This window comes from Dactylosporangium sp. NPDC000244, from assembly GCF_040300725.1.
Lineage (GTDB): Bacteria > Actinomycetota > Actinomycetes > Mycobacteriales > Micromonosporaceae > Dactylosporangium.
This window is the reverse complement of the sequence record NZ_JBEPEH010000069.1, coordinates 19,566-44,201: the sequence shown is the minus strand read 5'-3', so window position 1 is coordinate 44,201 and position 24,636 is coordinate 19,566. Positions and strand designations below refer to the sequence as shown.

The 24,636-nt window shown below is 74.3% G+C and carries 15 protein-coding genes and 1 pseudogene; 6 read left to right on the top strand and 10 right to left on the bottom strand.

All coding sequences use genetic code 11. The annotated features are described in order from the left end of the window. Positions 1 to 155 precede the first annotated feature (155 nt). Positions 156 to 494 carry an ATP-binding protein gene (locus ABT369_RS54745; protein ID WP_350626146.1) on the top strand — a complete coding sequence of 113 codons (339 nt, stop codon included), beginning with the start codon at positions 156 to 158 and terminating at the stop codon, positions 492 to 494. Positions 495 to 538: 44 nt separating this feature from the next. Beyond that, positions 539 to 1,171 (top strand): response regulator, encoded by a 633-nt coding sequence (locus ABT369_RS54740; RefSeq protein ID WP_350626150.1) that lies wholly within the window; start codon positions 539 to 541, stop codon positions 1,169 to 1,171. Here ABT369_RS54740 and ABT369_RS54735 read toward each other — a convergent pair. Beyond that, complete coding sequence (locus ABT369_RS54735) at positions 1,168 to 1,479, bottom strand: hypothetical protein (RefSeq protein ID WP_350626144.1); 312 nt, start codon at positions 1,477 to 1,479, stop codon at positions 1,168 to 1,170. The genes ABT369_RS54740 and ABT369_RS54735 overlap by 4 nt on opposite strands. Positions 1,480 to 1,588: 109 nt before the next feature. Between ABT369_RS54735 and ABT369_RS54730 the strand changes: the two genes are divergently transcribed. Next, the gene (locus ABT369_RS54730) at positions 1,589 to 5,008 is read left to right on the top strand and encodes an SCO7613 C-terminal domain-containing membrane protein (protein ID WP_350626142.1); all 3,420 of its coding nucleotides are present in this window, start codon (positions 1,589 to 1,591) and stop codon (positions 5,006 to 5,008) included. 24 nt (positions 5,009 to 5,032) lie between these two features. Here ABT369_RS54730 and ABT369_RS54725 read toward each other — a convergent pair whose 3' ends face one another. The 6 genes from ABT369_RS54725 to ABT369_RS54700 form a co-directional block, all read right to left on the bottom strand. Beyond that, positions 5,033 to 5,923, bottom strand: coding sequence for a Gfo/Idh/MocA family protein (locus ABT369_RS54725; protein ID WP_350626140.1), 891 nt, complete (start codon positions 5,921 to 5,923; stop codon positions 5,033 to 5,035). A gap of 73 nt (positions 5,924 to 5,996) precedes the next feature. Beyond that, the gene (locus ABT369_RS54720) at positions 5,997 to 6,986 is read right to left on the bottom strand and encodes a 1-acyl-sn-glycerol-3-phosphate acyltransferase (RefSeq protein ID WP_350626138.1); all 990 of its coding nucleotides are present in this window, start codon (positions 6,984 to 6,986) and stop codon (positions 5,997 to 5,999) included. Then, positions 6,987 to 7,820 (bottom strand): patatin-like phospholipase family protein, encoded by an 834-nt coding sequence (locus ABT369_RS54715; protein WP_350626136.1) that lies wholly within the window; start codon positions 7,818 to 7,820, stop codon positions 6,987 to 6,989. It lies immediately after the preceding gene. Beyond that, on the bottom strand, positions 7,813 to 9,495 hold the full coding sequence (locus ABT369_RS54710) for a protein kinase domain-containing protein (protein WP_350626134.1): 1,683 nt from the start codon (positions 9,493 to 9,495) through the stop codon (positions 7,813 to 7,815). The genes ABT369_RS54715 and ABT369_RS54710 overlap by 8 nt, the downstream gene beginning before the upstream one ends. Before the next feature lie 144 nt (positions 9,496 to 9,639). Beyond that, positions 9,640 to 10,899 (bottom strand): glycosyltransferase family 4 protein, encoded by a 1,260-nt coding sequence (locus ABT369_RS54705; RefSeq protein ID WP_350626148.1) that lies wholly within the window; start codon positions 10,897 to 10,899, stop codon positions 9,640 to 9,642. Between the two features lie 216 nt (positions 10,900 to 11,115). Next, positions 11,116 to 13,044 (bottom strand): amylo-alpha-1,6-glucosidase, encoded by a 1,929-nt coding sequence (locus ABT369_RS54700; protein ID WP_502891953.1) that lies wholly within the window; start codon positions 13,042 to 13,044, stop codon positions 11,116 to 11,118. A gap of 222 nt (positions 13,045 to 13,266) precedes the next feature. Here ABT369_RS54700 and ABT369_RS54695 point away from each other — a divergent pair, with 222 nt between their 5' ends. Continuing rightward, positions 13,267 to 15,912: an MGH1-like glycoside hydrolase domain-containing protein gene (locus ABT369_RS54695; RefSeq protein WP_350626130.1), complete on the top strand. Its 2,646-nt coding sequence runs from the start codon at positions 13,267 to 13,269 to the stop codon at positions 15,910 to 15,912. Between the two features lie 144 nt (positions 15,913 to 16,056). On the opposite strand, the gene ABT369_RS54690 is transcribed toward ABT369_RS54695, so the two are convergent. Next, a complete protein-coding gene (locus ABT369_RS54690; RefSeq protein ID WP_350626128.1) occupies positions 16,057 to 18,699 on the bottom strand; it encodes a putative bifunctional diguanylate cyclase/phosphodiesterase in 2,643 nt (880 codons plus the stop codon). 342 nt (positions 18,700 to 19,041) lie between these two features. Beyond that, positions 19,042 to 19,551, bottom strand: coding sequence for a TetR/AcrR family transcriptional regulator (locus ABT369_RS54685; RefSeq protein WP_350626126.1), 510 nt, complete (start codon positions 19,549 to 19,551; stop codon positions 19,042 to 19,044). 313 nt (positions 19,552 to 19,864) lie between these two features. Between ABT369_RS54685 and ABT369_RS54680 the strand changes: the two genes are divergently transcribed. Then, positions 19,865 to 21,361 (top strand): FAD-dependent monooxygenase, encoded by a 1,497-nt coding sequence (locus ABT369_RS54680; protein WP_350626124.1) that lies wholly within the window; start codon positions 19,865 to 19,867, stop codon positions 21,359 to 21,361. Between the two features lie 285 nt (positions 21,362 to 21,646). On the opposite strand, the pseudogene ABT369_RS54675 reads toward ABT369_RS54680, so the two are convergent. After that, a pseudogene (locus ABT369_RS54675) lies at positions 21,647 to 22,393 on the bottom strand (PP2C family protein-serine/threonine phosphatase); the annotation flags it as partial. An 87-nt stretch (positions 22,394 to 22,480) separates the two neighbouring features. Between ABT369_RS54675 and ABT369_RS54670 the strand changes: the two are divergent. Next, positions 22,481 to 24,636: ATP-binding protein (locus tag ABT369_RS54670; RefSeq protein WP_350626122.1), on the top strand; the 2,156-nt coding region annotated here is incomplete at its 3' end.

Below are 24,636 nucleotides of genomic sequence, written 5' to 3'. Positions count from 1 at the left end.
CCCCTTCGGCCGCGCGTGGGGGGGGGGGGGGGCCGGGCCGCCCCCCCCCCCGGCGGGCGGGGCGGGCCGCGCCCGCGGCGCCCCCGGGCCCCCCCCCCCCCGGCGGCGCGGCGATCGACCTGCGGCCGCTGCTGGACGCGTTCGCCTCGGCCACCGTGACGGTCGCGGCCCCGGCCACGCCCGTGCTGCTGCCGGCGTCGGTGGCCGGCGAGGTCGCGGCGGCGGTCGGCGCGGCACTGGACAACGTCGGGCGGCACGCGGGCGACGGGGCCCGGGCCTGGATCCTGCTCGAGGAGCTCGACGACGAGGTCACGGTGTCGATCCGCGACGACGGGGCCGGCATCCCCGACGGGCGGCTGGCCGAGGCCGAGCGCGACGGGCGGCTCGGGGTCGCCCAGTCGATCCGGGGCCGCATCCGGGAGCTGGGCGGGGCGGTGAGCGTGACGTCGGGGGCGGGAAACGGTACCGAGGTGGAACTCACCGTGCCGCGCTGAGCGTTTATGGTGCTTGGGTGGACAGCGGGGCGAATCTGCGCGTGATGGTGGTCGATGACCATCCGATGTGGCGCGAGGGCGTGGCGCGGGACCTCGCCGAGGCCGGCTACGAGGTGGTCGCCGCGGTCGGCGAGGGCGCCCAGGCGGTGCGCATCGCCGGTTCGGTGCGGCCCGACGTCGTGGTGCTCGACCTGCAGCTGCCCGACCGGTCCGGGGTCGAGGTCATCCAGGGCGTGCTGGCGTCCTGCCCGGAGGCGCGGATCCTCATGCTGTCCGCGAGCGGGGAGCAGCAGGACGTGCTCGACGCCGTGAAGGCCGGGGCGACCGGCTACCTCGTCAAGTCCGCGGCCCGGGAGGAGTTCCTGGCGGCCGTGCGGCGCACCGCGCAGGGCGACCCGGTGTTCACGCCGGGGCTGGCGGGGCTGGTGCTCGGGGAGTTCCGGCGGCTGGCGAGCGTGACGCGGGCCGAGGACCCCGACGCGCCGCGGCTCACCGAGCGGGAGACCGAGGTGCTGCGGCTGGTCGCGAAGGGCGTGACGTACAAGGACATCGCCGAGCGGCTGGTGCTGTCGCACCGCACGGTGCAGAACCACGTGCAGAACACGCTGGGCAAGCTGCAGCTGCACAGCCGGGTGGACCTCGTGCGTTACGCCATCGAGCGCGGCCTGGACGCCTAGCCGCCGTCCTGGACCCGCATGATGTCCAGCACGTAGTGGCCCAGCACGACGTTGAGGTTCAGGTCCAGCACGACGACCAGGAAGACGTTCGAGCGCTCGCAGTTGACGAGCACGTGCTGCCGGTTGCCCTGGGGCATGTGCCAGGCGTACGTCACCAGGCCCTCGGAGAAGTCGTGGCCCTGCAGGTCCGCCTCGGGGATCTCGTCGAAGTAGGGCCAGAAGTCGAACGGGGGCTCGTCGCCGGGCCCGAGCTGGACCGGCTCCGGCTCCATCGTGGCCCGGTACTCGTCCTCGCTCAGCAACCGCATCACGACAGCATGCCCCTTGATCACGCGGGACCGGAAGCGCGGGTACTCAGGCCCGGTTGAGTAGCCGAGCCGATACGGCCCCGGTCCCCGCTGCGGCACCCTGAGGGGCATGGTGAGCTACCCGTGCCCGTTCTGCGGCGCGCCGGCCGGGCTGGAGTCCGGGTGCGGCGGCTGCGGAAGGCCGCCCTTTCCCGATGCGGCGGAGGTCGTACGGCTCAACGCGCGCACGCGCGAGCTGTACTCGGAGGTGGAGGCGGCCCGGGCGCGCTTCGGTTCGGCCGTGCTGGCCTACAACGCGGCGGTGTCGCAGCGCAACCTGCTCGCCGCGCGGGTGAAGGCATCCGTGGCCACCACGCCCCGCCCGGTGACGCCGACTCCCCCGGCCACTGTTCCCCCGGCCACTGTTCCCCCGGCCACTGTTCCCCCGGAACCCGCTGGTGGGTTCGAGCGGCGGCCCGAGGCGGCGCCGCGAACCGTGCAGAACCTGCTGTTCGTGCTCGGCGGCCTGCTCCTCGGCGCGGCCGCCATCGTCTTCACGGCCGTCGCCTGGGCGAGCTTCGGGGTGCTCGGGCGCGCGGCCATCCTCGCGGCCGTCACGCTGGTCACGCTCGCCGTGCCGCCGCTGACCCAGCGCCGCGGCCTGCGCGCGACCGCCGAGACCTTCGCCGCGCTCGGGTTGCTGCTGGTGGTGCTGGACGGGTACGCCGCGTGGTACGTCAACCTCGCCGGCCTGGCGGAGGCCACCCTGCCCACCACGTACGCGGGCATCGTCTTCGCCCTCGCGGCGGCGGTGGGCGGCGGGTACGCGGCCCTGACGAGGCTGCGCGCCCCGGCCCTGGCCGCGGTGCTCGCCGTCCAGCCCGTGCTGCCGCTGCTCGCCCTGCACCGCGGCCTCGGGGCGACCGGCTGGGCGCTGGTGTTCGTGATCCTCGCGGCGGCGGACGTCGCGCTGGCCAACCGGCTCGCCCGGCCGACCGGCCGGGTGGCCTGGATCGCGTCGGGCCTGGCCGTGCTGTCGGCGCTGCCGCCGGCGCTGCACGCGCTGGCCACGGTCGACGGGGTGCCCGCGGCGCTGCGGATCGCGGGCGTCCTGGCGGCGCTGGCCGCCCTGGTGGTCGCGGCCGGGGCGCCGCACCCGCGCACGACGCAGCCGGCCGCCGGGATCGCCGTCGGGATCATGGCGGTGGGCCTGGCCCGGCTGGTGGCCGAGGTGGTCCCGGGGCAGCGGTACGTGGCGTTCGCCGTGCTCGGGCTGGCCGTCGCGGCCCTCGCGCTCGTCGCGCCGACGCGGGTCCGGGCCGGGGTCCGGGCCGGGGCGCTCGTGGTGGCCGGCGGGTTCGCGGTGCCGTACGCGGCGTTCGCGCTCCTCGCCGCCGCCCGCAGCGCCGTGCACGCGCTGCCCCCGTGGCACCCGGCCGCCACGGCGGCGGGCCGGCTCTTCGACTGGCAGGAGCCGGCCGCGCTCGTCCTGCTCGCCGGGGCGGTCTGGCTGCTGGTGCGGCATCCGGTCGTACCGTGGGCGGCGCTGCTCCTCGTGACCTTCGCGGCGCCGTCGGCGTTCGCGGCCCCGGACCCGGCGCTCGCGGCCCTGGCGGACGGGATCGCGCTGCTGATCATGGCGGCGCCCGGAGTCGCCTTCGTCAAGCCGGCCGAGGGCGCGAAGGTGTGGACCTCCGAGGTGCTCGCGCTGCTGGCCATGCCCGTCGCGGGGGCGCACCTCGCGGTCGTCGGGCTCGTCTCGCCCGCCGTGACCCTTGCCGCCTATGCCCTGCTCGGCGCCGTGGCCGCCGCGGTCGCCGTCCGCTCGGCCGGGCGCGCGACCGGGTTCCCGGCCGCCGTCCTGGGGCTGCTGGCCCTGCCCGTCGCGGGGGCCGCCGGGTTCCGGCTGGCGTCGCTGGGCACCGTCGCCGTCCCCCCGGCGCTGGCCGGCGCCACGGCCGGGCTCGCGCTGGTGCTGGCCGCCGCGCTCGCGCTGCGCGACCGGGCTTGGGGCTGGGTCTTGAACGCGGGCACGGTCGCGACCGCCACGGCCGGGGCCGGGGTCACGGTCGCGGCGGCGGTCGCGGCGGCGGCGAACCACGGCGCGACCTGGTTCGGCACCTTCGGCGCGGCCGCCCTCGCCGGCACCTGGCTGGCCGCGCGCGCCTTCCGCCCGGCGTCGGTGCGGGGGCGTCACGCCGTGGCCGCGGTCGTGCCGGCGCTGCTCGCGACGGTCTCGCTGGTGCCGGCCGTGCTCGAGGCGCTGCTGCGGCCGCTCGGCTGGATCGGGGCGATCTGGCGGGGCGCGCCGGGCGGGGTGGGGCTGGGACCGGACGGTACCGAATGGTGGCAGGACCAGCCGCCCGCCTTCGGGGCCGCAGCGTCGGCCGTCACGCTGGCCGTGCTCGCCGGGCTGGCGGTGCTCGTCGCCGGGCGGTTCGGGCTGGCCCGCTGGAGTCTCGCGGCTCCCCCGGCGCTGCTGGCGATCGTGCTCGGCTGCGTCGCGGCCGGGGCGCCGTGGCCGGTCGTGCCCGCGGCCACCCTCGCCACCGGGCTGGCCACCGCGCTCGGGGCGGCGCTGCGCCGGCCCTCGCACGGCGCCGTCGTCGCGGCGATCACCTGCTGGTTCGGGATCGTGCCGGGGCTGTCGGGGCTGCTGGCCGCGGCCTGGTCCACCCTCGCCGGGCTCGGGCTCCTGGTGGCGGCCGCGGTCGTGGCGGGTGTCGCGGGGCGCACCGCCGTCGCGCGGGGCACGGCCTGGGCCGTCGCCGGGACCGCCGGCGCGTGGCTGGCGTTCGCGGCCGGGCGGGCCGCGGGGTTGCCGCTGACCACCACCGCGTACCTGGTGCTGGCGGCCGCGGGGCTCGCGCTCGGCGGGGGCTTCCTGCTGCGCGGGCGCGGGGCCGAGGGGCGGCTGCTCGACGGCGTCGCGCACGCCGCGGCCGTGGTCGCGTTCCTGCTCTCGACCGCGGACATCGCCGCGGCCGGTGGGGTCGCGGGGCTGTGGGGGGTGGCGCTCGGGCTGCGGGCGCTCGGCGGTCCGGCCCGGATCGCGTACGCCGCGGGGGCCGTCGCCGCCGAGCTGGTCGCCTACGAGCTGGTGCTGGTCGCGCGGGAGGTGTCGGTCGCCGAGGCGTACACGGCGCCGGTCGCGCTGGCCGCGCTCGTCGCCGGGTGGTTCGCGGCGCGGCGCAACCCGGGGCTGACCAGCTGGACGGCGTTCGGGCCGGCGCTGCTGGCCGGGCTGCTGCCCAGCCTGGCGCTCGTGATGACCACGCCGGGGGCGCCGGGGCGGCGGCTGGTGCTCGGGTTCGTGGCCGTGGCGGTGGTGCTGGCCGGGGCCCGGCTGCGGCTCAAGGCGCCGATCGCGGCCGGCGGGGCGGTGCTGGCCGTGCTGGCCTGGCACGAGGTGCTGCTGTTCTGGGACTACCTGCCGCGGTGGGCTCCGCTGGCGGTGGCGGGGGCGCTGCTGGTGGGGTTCGCCGTGACGTACGAGCGGCGGATCCGCGACCTGACCCGCCTCCGCGACGCGATGGGCCGGATGCGCTGACCCGGCCCACCGCGCGCGGGGCGCTCAGACGGCGACGATGGTGGAGGTGCTGCGGGCCTGCTCGGCGGCGGACAGGATGCGGGTCACCTGGGCGCCGAAGGCCGCGTCGCACGGGTGGGGCCGGCCGGCGGCCGCGTCCATCAGGGCGTTCACGGCGTTGCCGAAGGCCTCGACCTGGGTCGCGTCCCACTCGGGGAGGGTGGTGGCGCCGTGCTCGCCGAAGTAGGAGAAGCCGAAGCTCGTCGCGTCGGGCGCGGCGTCCAGCGTCAGCGAGAGGGTGCTGGCGGCGCCGCCCTCGTGGCGCAGCAGCAGGTGGGCGGTGTCGCGGGGGCCCTCGGCGGCGGAGAGGTCGACGACGGGGCCGAGCAGCGGCAGGATCACCGAGAGCGCGTGCGGGCCGAGGTCCCACAGGCCGCCGCGCTCCTTGCGCCAGACCGAGCCGGCGTAGGGGTTGCCGGGCTGGAAGATCGACGTGTACATCGTGCCGTGGGCCGCATACCAGCCGCCGAGCTCCTCGTTGGCGGCCAGGAAGCCGGCGATCGACGGGATGAAGCGGTTGGTGAAGAAGACGACGGAGGCCACGCCGGCCGCGTCGGCCGCCGCCACCACCTCGTCGGCCGCGGCCGGGTCGAGGGCCAGGGGCTTGTCGAGCAGCAGGTGCTTGCCGGCCTGGGCCGCCTTCACGGCCAGCGGCGCCTGGACGTGCGGGGGCAGGGCGATCGCGACCGCGTCGACCTCCTTGAACAGGGCGTCGACGTCGGTGTAGGCCGGGACGCCGTAGCGCGAGCCCAGGTCCGCCGCCTTGTCGGCGCTGCGGCCCCAGACGCCCGCGAGCGTCGCGGAGGGGTGAGTCGCCAGCGCGGCCGCCTGCGTGACCGTCGCCCAATGTCCCGTGCCCAGCACACCGAATCGCATCGGACCATTCTCCCCCACGGCACGCCGCGGCGGATCACCGCCCGCGCGGGGAATCCCGGGCATACCCGATATTTCACGGGTTGTGGTGATCGATCCAGTCGTCGATCCGGGCCCACCACTCGTAGAGCCACTCGACCCGCTCGTCGCGGCCGGCGGGGATCTCCTCGGGCTCGACCGACCACCAGCGCATCGTGATCGTCAGGTCCAGGGGGAGATGGCGCCAGACGTCGGCGACCGTGAGCAGCTTGTCCAGGCCGGTGTGCGCGACCCAGATCACCCCGGCCTCGGGCGCGGCGTCCAGCGCGGCCAGGGTGCCGCCCGGCCGCGGCGCCAGCACGTGGCGCATCCGCTCCGCGCGCTGCGCCATCGCCGTCAGCCCCAGGTCCCGCAGCCGCTGGATGGCCCGCTCGCGCCGGTTCGGGGTGAAGTTGCTGCCCTCGGGGAAGAGCACGAGCACGTCGTTCTCGTCGAGGCCGGTCGCCAGGGCCGCGATGTGCTCCTCGCTGTCCTCGGCGAAGGTCACGAAGTGGTTCGGCAGGCGGTTGAGCATCACGTCGATGACCGGGTCCCATTGCAGGGTCTGCTTGAGCACGATGCGCGGCTCGCGGTCGAACCAGCTGATCAGGGAGTGGACCAGCAGGAACGAGTCGCCGGGGCCGGCGTGGCGGCAGAAGACGAGCTCGGGCTGGCCGGGCGCGGCCACGTCGGGGTCGGTGCCGACCACGGAGACCTTGACGCCGAGGGCGAAGCGGGCCTGATGGTAGAGGATCTTGAGGAACTTGCCGGTCAGGACGTAGTGGATGCGCTGGAAGCGGGGGCCGCGCAGCCGCCAGCCGAAGCCGCTGGCGACCCACAGGGCGAAGAGCACGACGAGGGCGACGACCTCCAGGAAGAGGTAGACGGCGACCATCCAGCCGACCCGCAGCCCGCGGAGGCGGCCGGAGCCGAGCGGGCCCAGCGCGCCGGCGAGCAGCAGCCAGATCGGCATGACGGCCAGCAGCGCGGTGATGAGGACCAGGGCGAGCGGGGTCAGCACGAGCCGGCGGATCCAGCGGGGCGGCATCTAGCCCAGTGCCTCGAGGTAGGCGAGGCTCGCCTCGTACGCCCGCTGGATGCGGCCGCGGGCGAGCTCGACCTTGCGGTACGACAGCGGCGAGTCGTCCCTCGGGGAACCGCCGCCGGTGGGCAGGACGTGCACGGACACGTCCCCGGGCGCCTCCTGCAGCTCGCGGGCGAAGCGGTGGCGGCGGGCGACCTCGAAGGCGACCTGGGCCACCTCCCACGCGCGGCGGGGCGGGCGCAGGGGCCGCTCGACCCGCCCGACCTGCATCACGAAGACGGTCCGGGCGCCCAGCGCGACCGCGCGCCCGACGGGCACGGAGTTGACGATGCCGCCGTCGATGAAATGCTCCTGCCCCAGGTGTACCGGCGGCAGCAGCCCCGGCACCGCCGAGGACGCGAGCACGGCGTCGATCAGCGGGCCGGACGAGAACCAGTGTTCGGCGGCCCGCTCGATGCTCGCCGCGCAGCACTGGAACGGCACCTCGAGGTCGGCGAACGTGGTGCCCTCGCCGAGCTCGCGCTCGAGCATGCGCCGCAGCGGGGCCGGCGAGTGCAGGTGGGTGCGCCTGGCGAAGCGGCTCAGCTGGCGGGGCAGGGAGTCGCCGTACACCGTGCGCGCCTGCGGCGAGGACCACAGCTCGGTGAGCCGGTCGGCCACGTGCTCGTCCGGGGACGCGGCCACGGCGGCGCCGTTGAACGCCCCGATCGAGGTGCCGACGATCAGGTCCGGCCGGATGCCGTGGTGCAGGACCGCGCGAACCATGCCGACCTCGTAGGCGCCGAGCACCCCGCCACCGCCGAAGACGAAGCCGACGGGCGCCGTGACCTCACGCATGCCGCTTGCGGCGGGTGCGCTGGGCGGGCGGGGCGGCGCTCTGGAAATACGCCGGCGGGCCGGACTGCCCGGGCTGGGCCGGCCGCCGGCTCGGGTCCGGGTTGCCGTCCGGGTCGTTGGGATCGAAGCCGGGCGGGCCGCCGTTCGGGTCGCCGCCGCCGGGCGGGGGGCCCTGGGGGCGGCCGGTGGGCGGGCGGGACGCGTCCGGCGGCGCCTGGACGTTCTCGGCGATCGGGGGCAGCTGCTCGTCCGGGGCGCGCATCTCGACGCGCAGGTCGCAGGCGGTGTCGTTGAGCACGAAGTCGCTGGGCGGGCCCGGCTTGCCGCCGTGGCCGTAGACGCCGACGGTGACCGCCTTGCCGGGCAGCAGCGCGGACTGGCCGGTGATCCGCAGGCCGCCGACGCCGGGCGTGTAGGCGCCGGAGCCGTCGACACGGTCGACCTGCTGGCCGCCCCGGAAGAGGAAGACCAGCTCCCACGGGTCGAGCGTGCGGTTGCCGATGTTGGCAACGGTAACGCGTGCCTCGAAGCCGCGGTCGGCGCCGGGCATGGACACCGGATGGATGTAGAAGTCGACGTTGCAGCCCGGCTTGGGCGCCCACGGCTTCCAGATGATCATTCCGGTCGTGGCCCCGGCCGCGAGCACGGTCGCCAGGACCGCGACCCAGGCGCGCCGGGCGCCGCGGCTGGTGACGACCCGGTGGTGGCTGCCGCCGCCGGGGCGCCGCAGGACCGGTAACTCAGCGCGCCGGCTCTGCGGGGTGTCCTCGCTCGGCGGCGGCGCGTGCACCTCCTGCGTGGAGGAGCCGTCCTCGCCGGGCAGGACCACGTGGATGCCGGTGGCGGCGGCGAGCACGCGGGAGACCTCGGCCGCGGGCGGGCGGGCCTCGGGGTCCTTGGCCAGGCACCGGGTGATCAGCCGGGCCACCTCGGCCGGCATGCCGGGGATCTCCGGCAGCGGGTGCGGCGGCTCGTACACGTGGTTGGCGATCATCTGCGTCGGGGTGTCCGCCTGCCACGGCAGCCGGTCGGTGAGGCAGCGGTAGGCGAGCAGCCCGACGGTATAGACGTCGGTGGCGGCCACGACCCCGCCGCCGAGCAGCCGCTCGGGGGCCAGGTAGGCGGGCGTGCCGAAGACGGTGCCGTCGCGCTCGTCGTCCGGGTCGTAGGAGCCGGCCAGGCCCGCGACGCCGAAGTCGAGGATCTTCGCCCCGGCCGCGGTGAGCATGACGTTGCTGGGCTTGATGTCCCGGTGGACGATGCCCTTCTCGTGCGCGGCGGCGAGCCCGGCGGCGACCTGGGCGCAGATCTGGGTGGCCCGGCGCCAGGACATCGGCCCGGCGCGCAGCCGCTCGGTGAGCAGCTCGCCCTCGAGCAGCTCCATGACGACGTAGGGGCGGCGGCCGTTGCGGCCGGCGGAGACGTCCCCGGCCTCGCCGTAGTCGTGCACGGCGGTGATGTTGGGGTGCTGCAAGCGGGCGACGACCTGGGCCTCGGAGCGGATCCGCTCGCGGTTGCCCGGCTTGCCGGCCAGCGACCCGGCGAGCAGCTTGACGGCGACGTCCCGGTCGAGCACGAGATCGCGGGCCCGCCACACGACCGCCATGCCGCCGGTGCCGACGGGTGCGATCAGCCGGTATCTGTTGCCGAGGACCTCGTCGGCGCTGCCGCTCACCCAGTTGCTTCCTGATCGATTCCGGTCGCTATTCCTGGCAAACCGTACCGGGGATGCATCGCCCTGGCGAGACCCAAAATATGACCGACCCCGGCAAATCCGCATACCGGGGTCGGTCAGAAATCCGATGTATCTGAGCGGCGTCTACAGCGTCAGCAGGTTACCGTCCGGTACGACGATCTGCGGCCGCCCGTGCTCGAGAAACGCGGCCGCCTGGCGCGCGGCGAACCCGGGCGCCTCGGAGATCGCGGTGCCGTAGACGCTCGCCGTGTCGGCCGCGATCGTGGACCAGCCGTAGCGCTCGCTGACCATGGAGCGGGCCTGCTTGGCGACCCGGCGGGCGAACGGCTCGTCCTCCAGCAGGGTGGCGACCGAGGCGGCGAGCCCGTCGGGGTTCTTGGCCGGGAACGTGACGCCGGTGACGCCGGGCTCGACGATCTCGGCCAGGCCGCCGGTCGCGGCCACGGCCAGCGGCGCGCCGGCGGAGGCGCCCTCCAGCGCGACCATGCCGAACGGCTCGTAGATGCTCGGCACGACGAGCGCGTCGGTGGCGGCCATGAGCGCGGGCAGCTCCCCCTCGCCCATGAAGCCGGCGAAGGAGACGGCCCGCTGCAGGCGGTGCCGGCGGACCTCCTCGAGCAGCTCGCCCTTGTGCGGGCCGTCGCCGGCGATGACCACGCGCAGCCCGTTGTGCCGGGCCCGCAGCTCGGGCAGGGCCGCGATGAGGTCCTGGACGCCCTTCTCATAGACCAGGCGGCCGGCGTACCCCAGCAGGGGCCCCTCGCCCGCGAACCGCGCCCGGGCCGCGTTGACCGCCCGCGCCGGGGCCCGCCACACGCTGGCGTCGACCCCGTTGGCGACCACCGACACCCGCGCCGGCGCGAGGTCGAGCAGGCGGGTGACCTCCCAGCGCATGTATTCGGAGCAGACGATGACGCGGCAGGCCTCGTGCCCCAGCCACCACTCGACGGAGTGGATGCACTTGTTCATCTCGTCGGGCAGCCAGCCCTGGTGCCGGCCGGCCTCGGTGGCGTGGATGGTCGCCACCAGCGGCAGGTCGAGGCTCTCCTTGAGGGTGACCGCGGTGTGCGTGACGAGCCAGTCGTGGGCGTGGATGACGTCGTACTCCCCCGTCGCCGCGGCCCGCAGCGCGGCCCGGGTCAGGGTGTGGTTGAACGCCATCGTCCAGGCCAGCAGGGTCGACGTGGCCAGCGGGAACAGCGGCGGGTCCTCGGCCGCCCGCACGATCCGCACGCCTTCCGAGTACTCCTCCAGCGGCGCGCCGGGTGCGTGCCGCGTCACGACGGTCACCTCGTTGCCGGCCGCCACGAGGGAGGTGGCCAGCGCGTGGACGTGCCGCCCGAGGCCGCCGACGACCACCGGCGGGTACTCCCACGACAACATCAGAATGCGCAACGGTCGTCGTCTTCCGGTCCCGATGGTCTCGCTCACGTGGCCGCCCCCACAGATCGTTGATCAAAACGCTCGCCCAAATACCCACGCACGGCACTGCCACACACGCGATTTCTCCCCCGCGTGTGAGCCGTTGGGTGGGTTTGAGACTCATCCTGCCTCGTGAGGGTTACCAAGGCGGCAAATCTCATTTCTAGGGTGTAACGCTCAGCCGACATTCCTCCGAACGCGCAGCACCTCCGCGACCGACCAGGCCTGGAACGGGCACCCCGTGGCCCGGTGCGGGGCGTCCCCGTCGGCGGTCTCGCTGACCGAGCCCACGCCCCACTCCCACAGATGTGCCTCGATTCCCCGCAGGAGCTCACCGTGACGGCTCGACGCCCCGGCCGTGTGGGCGTCCACATAGGGGCCGAGCATCCAGGGCCACACGGTGCCCTGGTGGTAGGCGGCGTCGCGCCGGGCCGGGTCGCCCGCGTGGACCCCGATGTATCCCCGCTCCCCGGCCGCCAGGCTGCGCGGCCCCAGGGGCGTGATCAGGGCGGACACGGCCTCGGGGACCTCCCGGCCGCGCATCGGGCCGCGGGGCAGGCTCCACGCGAGCAGCTGGTTGGGGCGCAGCGCCGGGTCGTCCCCGCCGGGCCCGTCGACCACGTCGAAGAGGGGCGTCACATCCGGCCGGCCGGTCGCGGAGTGCAACGGTGACGGGATCGGGAAGCGGCGCTCGAAGCTCGCCCGGGCGGTGGCGAGCAGGGCCGGGACCGGGCCGGCGGGGCGGCCGGTGCGCTCGGCGAGGGCGGCGATCGCGGCGAGCCCGTTGATCCACAGCGCGTTCACCTCGACCGGCTTACCGGCCCGGGGTGTGATCGGAATCTCCCCGACCCGGGCGTCCATCCAGGTGAGCGCGACGCCGGGGGCGCCCTGGGTGACGAGTCCGTCACCGTCGACCCGGATGCCGTAGCGAGTGCCGCGCACGTGGGCCGCGACGACCTCCTCGAGCGCGGGCAGCAGCTCGGCGGCGAGGTCGTCGTCGCCGGTACCGCTGACGTGCCGCTCGATCGCGTGGAGGAACCACAGCGTGGCGTCGACGGTGTTGTGCTCGGTCCGCCCGGTGTCGGCCGTGTTCGCGAGCATGCCGTCGTCGAGGGTCGCCGCGTAGGCCCGCAGCAGCTCGCGACCCTCGTCGTACCAGCCGGTGCTGAGGAACAGTCCCTCGTACGCGGTCATGGTGTCGCGCGACCAGGTGCCGAACCACGGGTACCCGGCCACGACGTCGGGCGCGCCCGCGGCCCCCGCGACCACGAAGGCGTCCGCCGCGAGCACGAGCGCGGCGTCGGCCGGGTCGGCCGCGTCGTGGGTCAGCGCGCGGTTGCGCAGCCGGGCCCGCTCCACGATCCGCCCGGCCCCGCGGTGCGCGTCCCCGTCGCCGGCCCAGGCCTCGACCTCGAGGGTGTCGCCGGGCTCCAGGCGGGCGGTGAACCGGCCGGCGCACCACAGGTCCTCGTGCGCGCTCAGGCCCCGGTCGGCCTCGAGGCGGGCGTGGGCGCCGCGGTACCACTGCGAGACCTGCTGGAAGCCGGGCCCGCTCAGGCGGAAGGCGCGCTCGACCACGGCCCCGCCGTCGTGCGCCTCGACGAGCGGCTCCGGCCCCGCGGCGGACAGCTCGCCGTGCGCGTCGCGCCAGGTGACCAGGGCCTTGAGCGCCAGGGTGACCGGGCCGGGGGCGCTGACCAGCCGGTGCACGACGCCGAGGTGGGCGCGGCCGTGGACCATCGCCAGCTCGCGCTCGATCACGACCGGGCCGATCCGCCAGCGCCAGCGGGGCAGGCCGTCGACGAGCTCGAAGCGCTCGAGCAGGGTGTGCCCGGCGGGGCTGATCGCGCCGCCGGCCCACTCGTGCACGGCCAGCTCGACCTCGGCGCCCGAGGGCAGGGTCAGCACCGGGTCCAGGGCGGCCAGGGCCAGGTGGCGGCGGGCGGGCTGCCCGGGTTCGGCCACCACCAGCAGGCCGTGGTACCGCCGCGTGCGCAGCCCCGAGACCGTGCCCATCGCGTAGCCGCCGGTCCCGTCCGGGACGAGCCACTCGAGTGCCGCCCCGTGCGCCAGATCACCGCATACCTGCGTGCCGTACACCACCATGCGCACAATCTTGGTGGCAGCAGGTGGCAGGAGGCGACTCGACCCCAGCACAATTATTGATCAATCGGGCCCGGGTCAATCGAGCCCGAACGGACGGCGCTGCGGCGTCCAAGATCCAGGAGGGTGCGGTTCCCAGCTTTTTGGTGTAGGAACAAATGCCACCTATGGGTCGAATGGTCGGGTCTCAACTTGACCGAAACATGAACAACGGAGAATAGCCGCGTGATCGAGGACGATGGGAACGCCGAACGCCGGAGGCTGGCCGAAGCCGACAGCGGGGAGCGCCCATGGCGGGGCTGGGGGCCCTACCTGTCCGAGCGAGCCTGGGGTACGGTCCGCGAGGACTACAGCGCCTACGGCAACGCCTGGGACTACTTCCCGCACGACCAGGCCCGTTCCCGCACGTACCGCTGGAACGAGGACGGCATGGCCGGCATCTGCGACGACCGGCAGACGTTCTGCTTCGCGCTCGGGCTGTGGAACGGCAAGGACGCCATCCTCAAGGAGCGGATGTTCGGTCTCGGCGGCGACCTCGGCAACCACGGCGAGGACGTCAAGGAGTACTGGTGGTACACCGACTCCACCCCGACGCACTCGTGGATGCAGTGGCGCTACCACTACCCGCAGGAGGCGTTCCCGTACGACGACCTCGTCGCCGAGAACTGCCGGCGCGGGCGCGGCGAGCCGGAGTACGAGCTCGTCGACACCGGCGTCTTCGACGAGGACCGGTACTGGGCGGTCGAGGTCGACTACGCCAAGGCCGGCCCGACGGACATGTGCATCAAGATCCGGATCCGCAACATGGGGCCCGAACCCGCGAGCCTGCACGTGCTGCCCACCCTGTGGTTCCGCAACACGTGGGCCTGGGGGCTGCCCGGCCGCGACTACCGGCCGGAGATCCGCGCCAAGGACAACGGCCTGCTCGCCGAGCACCGCCTGCTCGGCCGCCTGGCGCTGACCGGCGACGGCGCACCCCGCCCGCTGTTCTGCAACAACGAGACCAACGGGCCGCGGATCTGGGGCAAGGAGGGCGAGGAGTACCCCAAGGACGGCATCGGCGACCACATCATCCACGGCACCGACAGCGTCAACCCGGCCGCCGTGGGCACCAAGGGCGCCCTGCACTACCTCGTCTCGGTGCCCTCCGGCGGCACGCACGAGATCCGGCTGCGGCTCAACCTCAACGCGCCCGGCGCCAAGGACCTCGCCCCGGCCGACCTCAAGGCCGACTTCGAATCCACGATGGCGCGGCGGCGGGCCGAGGCCGACGAGTACTTCGACGCGCTCGTCCCCGCGGCCGCCACCGCCGAGGAGAAGATGATCGTCCGGCAGGCCGTCGCCGGGCTCATGTGGGGCAAGCAGTTCTTCCACTTCGACGTGGCCCGCTGGCTGCAGGGCGACCCGGTGTCGGAGCCGCCGCCGGACAGCCGCCGCTACGGCCGCAACTCCCACTGGTGGCACATGAACAGCTGCGACGTGCTGTCCATGCCCGACCCGTGGGAGTACCCGTGGTACGCCGCCTGGGACCTCGCGTTCCACTGCGTGGCCATCGCGCGCGTCGACCCCGGCTTCGCCAAGGAGCAGCTGCTGCTCCTGCTGCGCGAGTGGTACATGCACCCCAACGGGCAGATCCCGGCGTACGAGTGGGCGTTCGGCGACGTGAACCCGCCGGTGCACGCCTGGGCCGCGCTGCGCGTGTTCGTGCTCGACGGCTCGCGCGACTTCGACTTCCTCGCCCGGGTGCTGCACAAGCTGCTGCTGAACTTCACCTGGTGGGTCAACCGCAAGGACGCCGAGGGCAACAACGTCTTCGAGGGCGGGTTCCTCGGGCTGGACAACGTCGGGCCGTTCGACCGGTCCGCGGCGCTGCCGGTGGGCGGGCGGCTGGAGCAGAGCGACGGCACCGCGTGGATGGCGATGTACGCGCTCAACCTCCTCGACATGTCGCTCACGCTCGCCGTGCACGACCGCGTCTACGAGGACATCGCCGCGAAGTTCCTCGAGCACTTCGCCTACATCGCCGACGCCGCCTACGAGTTCGGGCTGTGGGACGAGGAGGAGGCGTTCTTCTATGACGTACTGCGCACCGCCGACGGGCACCAGATCCCGCTCAAGGTCCGCTCGGTCGTCGGGCTCCTCCCGCTCACCGCGACCACGATCATCAGCTCCTCGACCCTGCGCCGGCTGCCGGACGTGGCCGCCCGGCTGCGCTGGTTCCTGACCAACAAGCCCGAGTACGGCGACGTCGTCGGGGCGAAGAAGAGCCGCGGCGGGCAGCAGCTGCGCCTGCTGTCGATGGTCGGGCCGGACCAGCTCATCCGCATCCTGCAGCGGATGCTGGACGAGGACGAGTTCCTGTCCCCCTACGGCCTGCGCACCCTGTCGCGGGCCCACAAGGACGAGCCCTTCACGGTGCACCTGGGCGACCACGAGTACACGGTGGGGTACGAGCCCGGCGAGTCGACGAGCGGGCTCTTCGGCGGCAACTCGAACTGGCGCGGCCCGATCTGGATGCCGGTCAACTACATCCTGATCGAGGCGGTGCGGCGCTTCGCCGAGTTCTTCGGCGACGACCTGCAGGTGGAGTACCCGGCCAAGAGCGGGCGGATGGCCACCCTGGCGACGGTCGCGGACGACCTGTCGCACCGGCTCGTGAAGCTGTTCCTCAACGACGAGTCGGGCCGGCGGCCCTTCTTCGGCGACGTGGACCTCTTCCAGTCCGACGGCGCGTGGCACGACCTGCTGCTGTTCTACGAGTACTTCCACGGCGACACGGGCGCGGGCCTCGGGGCGGCGCACCAGACGGGCTGGACGGCCCTGGTGCTCGACCTGATCCTGACCCTGCGCACGCCCCCGCCGACGACGTAGCTCGCTGCCGAGCATTCCATCTGGCCCTGGGTGACCAACGGCGGGCCTGGCAGCGACGGCGCGCCAGCGCCGAGCGGTGTCTGGCGGGAGCGACGGTCCGCACCACGGCGGACCCGAGTCAGGGTCTTGTCATTGGTCCTGCGCTCAGAGCATCGGGGCGCGGTGGCGCTCGAGGAACGCCTCGACGTGCTCGGCGTGGTCGGGCGGGCTGATCAGGTAGCCCTGGCCGAGCGGGCAGCCCGCCGCGCGCACCACGTCCACGTGCGACTCGGTCTCCAGGCCGCACGCGATGACGTCGATGCCCAGGCGCCGGGCCAGGGCCACGACCACGTCGACGATCGGGGTCGCCGGCCCGCGCCGGCCAGCCGGCTCATTGAACAGCGACTGGTCGATCTTCAGCATGTCGATCGGGAGCCGGCGGAGGTGGGCCAGGGCGGTCGGGCCGGTGCCGAAGTGGTCCAGGGCCGTGCGCACGCCCAGGGCCCGCAGGCCGGCCAGCTGCTCGACGGCCAGCGTGTCGTCGGGCAGGGCGGCCTCCGTCACCTCGACGACCAGGGCCTCCGGCGGGATGTCGTGGGTGTCGAGGGCGGTCGCGACCGTCGGCAGCCAGCCGTCGGCGGCCAGCCGGCGGGCCGAGACGTTGACCGAGACCCACAGCTCCCGGCCGTCGCGGCGCCAGCATGAGAGCTGGCGGCAGGCCTTGTGCAGCACCCAGGCTCCGATCTCCTCGGCCAGGCCGGTGCCCAGCTCCTCGGCGATCGGCAGGAACTCGGCCGGCGGCACGGCCCCCAGCCGCGGGTGCCGCCAGCGCAGCAGGGCCTCGGCCCCGGCGGGCCGGCGGCTGGCCAGGTCGGCGATCGGCTGGAAAACCACGTCGAGCTCGCCGCGGCCGATGGCCCCCGGGAGCTGCTGCTCGATGTCGGTCCGGCGGACCAGCGCGGCCTCGAAGGACTTGTCGTAGCACTCGACCCGGCCGCCGTCGCGGGAGCGGGCGAGCTGGCGGGCGCGGCGGCGGGCGACGTCGGCGTGGCGCAGGGCCTCCTCGGCGGTGCCGGCGCTCAGCAGGTCGGCCACGCCCACGTCCGCGGCCAGGTGCACCGTGTGCCCCGGCAGGTGGAAGGGCTCGGCCAGGGCCGTGGCCAGGCGGGTCGCGAGGGCGAAGGCGTGCACCAGCGGCGCCTCGGTGAGCACGGCGAACGCGGCATCGCCCAGCCGGGCCGGCACGTCGTGCCCCGCCGTGGCGATGCGCAGGCGCCGGGCCGCCTCGATGAGCACGGCCCCGGCGACCGCCTGGCCGTGCAGGTCGGCGACGCTGGAGAAGCGCTCCAGCTCCAGCACGAGCAGGGAACAGGGCCGGCCCTCGTGGCAGGCCTCGCCCGCGGCGGCGACGAACCGGCGGCGGTTCGCGAGGCCGGTCTGGTCGTCGGTCCACGCGACCTCGTCGAGCGTGCGCTGCAGCTGTGCCCGGTCGCCGACGTCGCGCACGTGCACGACCAGCCCGGCGACCTCGGGTGCCGTGCGCTGGTCGCTGACCGTCGACTCGGTGTCGCGCCAGCGGCCGAAGCCGTCGCGGAGCCGGGCCTGCACGAGCACGTGCTGGCGGCCGCTCAGCACGGCGCGCAGGGCCTCGGTCACAGGGCCGTGGTCGTCCGGGTGGAGCAGGTCGGTCAGCGGGCGGTCGAGGGCGTCCTGGTCGGACAGGCCGAACTGGCGCGCGGCCGCGGGGCTCTGCCAGCGCACGACGAGGTCGGCGTCGAGCACGATCGTCACGTCGGTCGAGCCGGACACCAGCGTCCGGAAGCGGGCCTCGCGGCCGGCGAGCCGCAGGGCGTACCGGCGGATGTCGCGCGCGGCGAGCAGCTCCCGCACGGCGAGCGCGCCGAACGCGGCCAGGCCCAGGGCCACCGACGTGACGTCGAACCGGCCGCCGGTGAGCAGGTGAAAGGCCGAGACCGCGACGGCGAGCAGGGCGGGGCCGATGAGCAGCGGGTACGCCGCGAGCGAGCCGCCCTCGTCGAACACCTCCGGGCGCGTCGGCCCGTCGCCGGCCCGGCGGGCGCCGGCGGTGATCAGGAACGGGCCGGCGACCATCGCGAGGCCGGCGAGCACCAGGCCGGCGGTGACGGTCGCGGGGACCGCGGGCCAGGCGCCGTGGTGGCCGAGGAGCAGCAGGGAGTACACGTCGAGGCCCACGATGGACAGCGCGGCCCCACCGGCGCAGCCCAGCGCCGCGGGACGATGCCGCACGGCGCGCAGCCCGGTGACGACGGCCACGGCGATGGCCACGGACCCGGTGACGGCCACGGCGAGCCTGAGCGGTGCGGTCCCGCTCGCCTCGCTCTTCAGGGCCAGGACCCACGCGCAGTAGAAGAGGCTCACGCCGATGCCGGCCCCGTCGAGCAGGCGGCGCAGCCTGGCCCCGAGGGTCGGGGCTGTGCCCGGGAGCAGCAGCAGGCCGAGCAGGTACGTCGGAGCGGCGATCAGCGTGGTACCGGCCGCGATCGGCCCGTGGGACAGCGCCGGCACTCCCGTCAGGGCCACGCCCGCGCCCGTGAGCAGCGCGCCCATGCCCAGGAAGCCGGCCCCGCGGCACGGGCCGAAGTCGCTACGGCCATGGTGGATGCGCAGGGCCAGGCGGATCAGCGCACCGGCATGCACCAGTGCGGCAACCGCGGCCGCGGCGGCGACCGCCACCCGGCCGAGCACCGGCCCGACGACGGCGGCCGCGGTGAGGGCCGCGGCCGTGGTGAGCAGGGCGAGCCAGAACGTGCGCGGGTTGCCGATCATCGCAGGGCCGCTTTCGCGAGGGGGAACGCCGGGGATGCGCTCATCCCGCTCAACGACGGGAACCGCCCGGGGTTACTGGATGGTTCGCTCGTTTTCATGACCTTTGTTGGAGTTGGTTCTTATGTGCCGTCGCTCCCGGCTCTTCGGCGTTCCTACCGCTGCCGCCACTCGGCCGCTGCCGCCACTCGGCCGCTTTACCGCTCGGCCGCTGCCGCCACTCGGCCGCTTTACCGCTCGGCCGCTGCCGCCGCTCGGCCGCTGCCGCCACTCGGCCGCTTTACCGCTCGGCCGCTTTACCGCTCGGCCGCTTTACCGCTCGGCCGCTTTTTCCGCTCGGCCGCTTTAGCGCTCGGTCGCGACGATCTGCCGGACCGCGGTGAGGCGGTCGCGGCGCTCCTCGACGGTGACGGGGCCGCGGGTAACCTCGTCCAGAAGCAGTCCGTCGATCAGCCCGATGAGCAGCCGCCCGCGCTGCCGGGAGCCGGTGAGCGCCTCGGCCCGGTCGACGAAGCCGTCCGCCAGCCGCGCCGCGGACTCCCCCAGTTCCCTGCGCGCCTGCGGGTCGAGCATGAGCATGAACCGCGCCCGCGTCCGATGCGAGGTAGCCCACCGCTCGATCACCTCGGCGAGGTCGCGCCCCTCGGAGTCGGCGAGGTCGAGCTCGGCGATGCGCTCAAGCGCGGCGGTGAGCAGGGCGTTGCGCGTCGGAAAGTGATAGCTGCACGTACCTTGCGGCAGCCCGGCGCGGGCGTCGACGGCCCGGTGCGTGAGCGCGCGCACTCCCTCGTGGCCGAGCACATCGATAGCGGCGTCGGCGAGCCGACTCTTGCGATCCGCGTCTCGTGGCTTCACAGCTCGGATGCTACAGGTGTAGCGTCTCTTACTACAGCTGTAGCGGATCGTCCGCCCAGCCACGAGCCCTTTGGATGCCCGCAGCCGACGCGATGACGCCTGTCCGCGAGCCCTTTGGGTTTCGCGGAGCCGACGCGGCGACGCCTGTCCGGCGGCAACGAGCTCTTTGGGTTCGCGCAGCCGACGAGGTGATGCCTGTCCAGCGGCATTCAGGGAGATCGAGATGCGGCGCGATGCGGGATCGGCGGATCGCCCCGCCGGGTTCGCACATCCGGCGCGGTGATACACGTCCAGCGGCGTTGAGGAGACCGAGATGCATGCGATCGTTGTCGGCGGCGGGATCGGCGGCCTGGCCACGGCCCGGGGACTGCGACTCGGCGGCTGGGACGTCACGGTGCTGGAGCGGCAGCCGCGGCTGGAGGCGGCCGGCGCCGGACTGTCGTTGTGGCCAAACGCACTGCGCGCCTTGGACTGGCTCGGCGTGGGCGACCGCGTACGGGCCGCTGGCGCACCGATCACGAACGGCGGCCTGCGCACCGCGCGCGGCACCTGGCTGGCGCGCGGCGCAATGTCCGGCCCGATCGTCGTACACCGCGCGGATCTGCACGAAATCCTGGCCGACGGACTGCACGTACGCACCGGCGTGAACGTCACCGATGTGCACGCACTCGAGGCCGATCTGATCGTCGGGGCGGACGGGATCGGGAGTGTCGTGCGCGCCGCGTACGCTCCGGATGCTCGCATCCGCAACAGCGGCCAGGTGTCGTGGCGCGCCGTGACGACAACCGGCCCGGCCGTGCCCTACGGCAGCGGCGACGACGACGGCAACGGTGGCAGCGACGGCGGCGACGGCGACGGCGACCACGGCGACCACGGCGACGGCGACCACGGCGACGACGGCGACGGCGACCACGGCGACCACGGCGACGGCGACCACGGCGACCACGGCGACGGCGACCACGGCGACCACGGCGACGGCGACCACGGCGACCACGGCGACGGCGGCGACGGCGGCGACGGCGACCACGGCGACGACCACGGCGACGGCGACCACGGCGACGACCGCGACAGCGGCAGCGACCGTGGCGACGGCAGCAGCGGCGGCCACCGCACCAGCAGCAGCAGTAACGGCGGCAGCAGCAGCGACGGTGGTGGTGGTGGTGGTGGTGGTGGTGTCAGTGGCGGCGGCGAAACCATAGGCCCGCACGGCCTCCGCTTCGGCTACCTGTCCATGGGGAGTCGCGGCGTGTACTGGTATGCCGTCGCACCCGCGCCCCTGCGCACCACGACCAAGGCCGAGCAACTCAGCGAGCTGCAGCGCCTCTTCGGCGACTGGCACGAGCCGATCCCGCAGCTGCTCGCCGCGACCGATTCGCGCACATTGCTGCACCATCCACTGCTCGACCTGCACCCGGTGGCGCCGATGCGGTTCGGCGAGCGGGTGGCCCTGGTCGGCGACGCGGCGCACGCGATGACGCCGAACCTGGGCCAGGGCGCGTGCCAGGCGCTGGAGGACGCGGTGACCCTGGCCGCGCTCATGCCCCACGCGACCGCGAACACGCCGGCCCCTCCGGAGCTGGGGGCACTGGTGGCGGGGGCTTTGGCGGAGTACGACAGGATCAGACGGCCGCGGGTGGCGCTTGTTGCATGGCGGAGCTGGCAGGTGGGCCGGCTCGCGGGGGCTCGGGGCGTCGTGGGTGGCGCGGTGTTGCGGACGCTCGCCTGGCTCACGCCCGCGAAGCTCACGGTGCGCGGGGCAGAGCGGATTTCGGCCTGGGAGCCGCCCACGCGGGCGGCCGATGGTCGCTGATCTCGTCGCGGCCCGGTCGGTGCGGCCCCGCTTCCGCTGTCCGTTTCCGTGTCTGCGCCTTTGCTCGGCGTGAGCGGGGAGCCGGGCGTCGCCTACGCGGCGAGGCGGGCGATGCTGGTCTCGTCGCGGCCCGGTCGGTGCGGCCGCGCCTCCGCTGTCCGTTTCCGTGTCTGCGCCTTTGCTCGGCGTGAGCGGGGAAGCGGGCGTCGCCTACGCGGGGAGGCGGGCGTTGCTGATCTCGTCGCGGCCCAGCCAGTGGCGGAGGCGGTGGCGCAGGCCTTTGCGCTCGGGTACGTCGTCGCCGACGATGTCCGCCACGACCGCGGTGATGTTGTCCGGGCCGCCCGCGCGCAGGGCGAGGTCCACCAGGCGGTCGACGCACTCATCGACGTCCGCGTACTCGCGCATTGCCTCCTCGATCGTCTCCGCGCGCAGGACGCCGGACAGGCCATCGCTGCACAGGAGGTAGCGGTCGCCGGCCCGGGCGGCTGTCACGGAGTACATGGGATCGGTCGGCTGCCCCTGGAGCACCCGGCTGACCAGGGAACGCTGTGGGTGGGTGGCCGCCTCGTCGAGCGTGATGCGGCCTTCGTCCACCAGTAACTGCACGTATGTGTCGTCTTTGGTGATCTGCGCGAACTCGTCGCCGCGCAGCAGGTAGGCGCGCGAGTCTCCAATGTGGACCAGGCCGATGCGGTCGCCGGAGAACAGGATCGCGGTCAGGGTCGTGCCCATGCCCAGCTTCGCCGGGTCCTCCTCGACCTCGTCGCGGATGCGGCGGTTGGCGTCGGAGACGGCCGTACGCAACGCTGTGAGCAGGTCGTTCCCGGCGAACTCGCCGTCGAGCGGCCCCATCGCCTCGATCGCGAGCCGGCTGGCGACGTCACCCGCTGCCATCCCGCCCATGCCGTCCGCGACGGCGAGGAGCCTGTCGCCGGCGAACACCGAATCCTGATTGGATGTGCGCACCAGGCCGGTGTCGGTGCGCGACGCCCAATGCAGCGCGAGCGGTTCAGGTCCCCCGTCGACCATGTCCTCTGCGACACCCTCTGCCATGCCTGACAGCGTGCCGTATCGATACGGCAGGCGTCTCTACGCACTTGTGCGTATCGTGGCCGCATGCCGACCGCCCCCTTCATCGGACGAGCGGCCCAGCTCGCCGAGATCGAGGCGGCATGGGCGGCCCGGCGGCCGGGGATCGTGCTCATCACCGGCGAGGGTGGCAGCGGCAAGAGCCGGCTGGTCGCGGAGGCTCTGAGGCGCCTTGACCTGACCGGGACGACGGTGCTGCGCGGGTCGTCGCGTTCGCAGGGGGCCGCACCGTACGACTGGCTGGCATCCGTGTTGACCGACCGCCCGGCGGCGACGCTCCCGGTCGAGGAGTCGCTGCTCAACCGCCTGGCGCAACGCTCACTGGACGCCGCCGAGCCCCGACTCGCCCCGGCGACGACATTGCGCGCGGCGGTCGACGTGGTGCGCGCATTGTTGCGCGGTACTCCCCCGTCCGCCCCAAACTCGACCATCGACGGCGACGCCGGCTCGGGGATTCGCTCCGGCCTCAGCGGCTCGGGTGCCGGGACCAGCGACCTCCGCGACGGTGTTGCCGCTGTATTCGACGGCGGCTTCGGCATCGACCCGAGCGACCCTAAGGGCACCCGCGATGACTCCGGCATCGACCACCCCGGCCGTGGCTCCGACGTTGGTGGCCCCGGCCGTGGCTCCGACGTAGGTGGCCCCGGCCGTGGCTCCGACGTAGGTGGCCCCGGCTGCGGCTCCGACGTAGGTGGCCCCGGCAACTGGTCCCGCCGCATCGGCACCGAGACCCGCGCCGGTATCAGCGGCAGCCCTGGCGGCTCCGATGGCTCCGGCATTCCGTCCGCCGCTCGGATTGGCGGTCTCGGGGAGAGCAGTGTTGGCCCGAGCACTGCCGGTGACGGTGACGGCCTCGGCGGTGGCTCCGGCCTCGGGATCATCGTGGTCGAGGATCTGCACGATCTCGACCCGGCCAGCCTCTCGCTCGTCGCCGAGCTCGCGGCCGCGGCCGAGTCGCTGTGTGCGCTCATGCTCGTGACGAGCCGCCCGCCGCAGGAGGCCGCGTTCGCGCCGGCCGCCGCGCGCACATTGCGACGTCTCGGAGGGTCGCCTTCTGTACTTCGCGTGCATGTCGCGCCGTTCACCGCGCGCGAGACCGCGGAGCTGATCGAGGCCACGTACGGCAGTGCTCCCGCCCCCGAGGCCGTCCGCGGCGCGCGGCGGCGCACCGGCGGGAACCCGTTCTGGCTGGCGGAGCTGCTCGCGGCGTACGACACGGCCGACGACCTGCCGGCCGCTCCCCTGCCCGCGCACGTCGTCGGGCTGCTGGTGGAGCCGCTGTCGAGCGAGCCCGCGCTGGTCGGCCGGGTCGCGCGGGCGGCGGCGCTGCTGGGCGACCCGGTGGAGAGCGACGTGCTGTTCCACGTGTGCGGCGGGGACGTCGAGCCCGCGCTGCGCCGGCTGCTCGACCTCGGCCTGTTGCTCATCGCGCCGGACCTGGCACCGGCCGGTTCGCTGCGATTTCGCCACCCGCTGCTGCGCGAGGCGCTCGCGGCCGGCGTCATGCCGCGCGAACGCACACGAGTGCACACACTCGCGCGCGGCCTGGCCGTCGAGTTGGGCGACGACGCCGCACTCGCCCGGCATGCGGCATCCCTGGGTCGTACGGCCGAAGCGCGCGCCGCCGCCGCCCGCGGAGCCGCCGCGAGTCTGGCCGCGGGTCTGCCGGACGCCGCGGTGGAACTGGTCTCGCTGGGCCTGAGCCTGCCCGCGAAACCGAACCGCCCGACGATCGCGCAACCAAACGCACACGATCCGTTGTCCGCCGCGCACAATGCGCACCCTGATGCCGACGCCGCTGCGAACATCGCCGCCGGATCCGGGGATGCGCGAGGCGGGCATTCCGATGTGATCGAAGCGCCCGACGGCTCGACGTCCACGCGCGTAAACGTGCACGACACGCGCGCTGACGGGCCGGTGGGACGCGCCGATGCGCGGGGCGGGCACCACCACCTGAGCGAAACGCACGACAGCGCGACGCCCACGCACACAAACGGCGAGATAGCGGCGCGCGTGAACGTGCATGACACGCGCAGCGACGGGCCAGTGGGACGCGCCGATGCGCGGGGCGAGCACCACCACCCGATCGAAACGCACGACAGCGCGACGCCCACGCACACAAACGGCGAGATAGCGGCGCGCGTGAACGTGCATGACACGCGCAGCGACGGGCCAGTGGGACG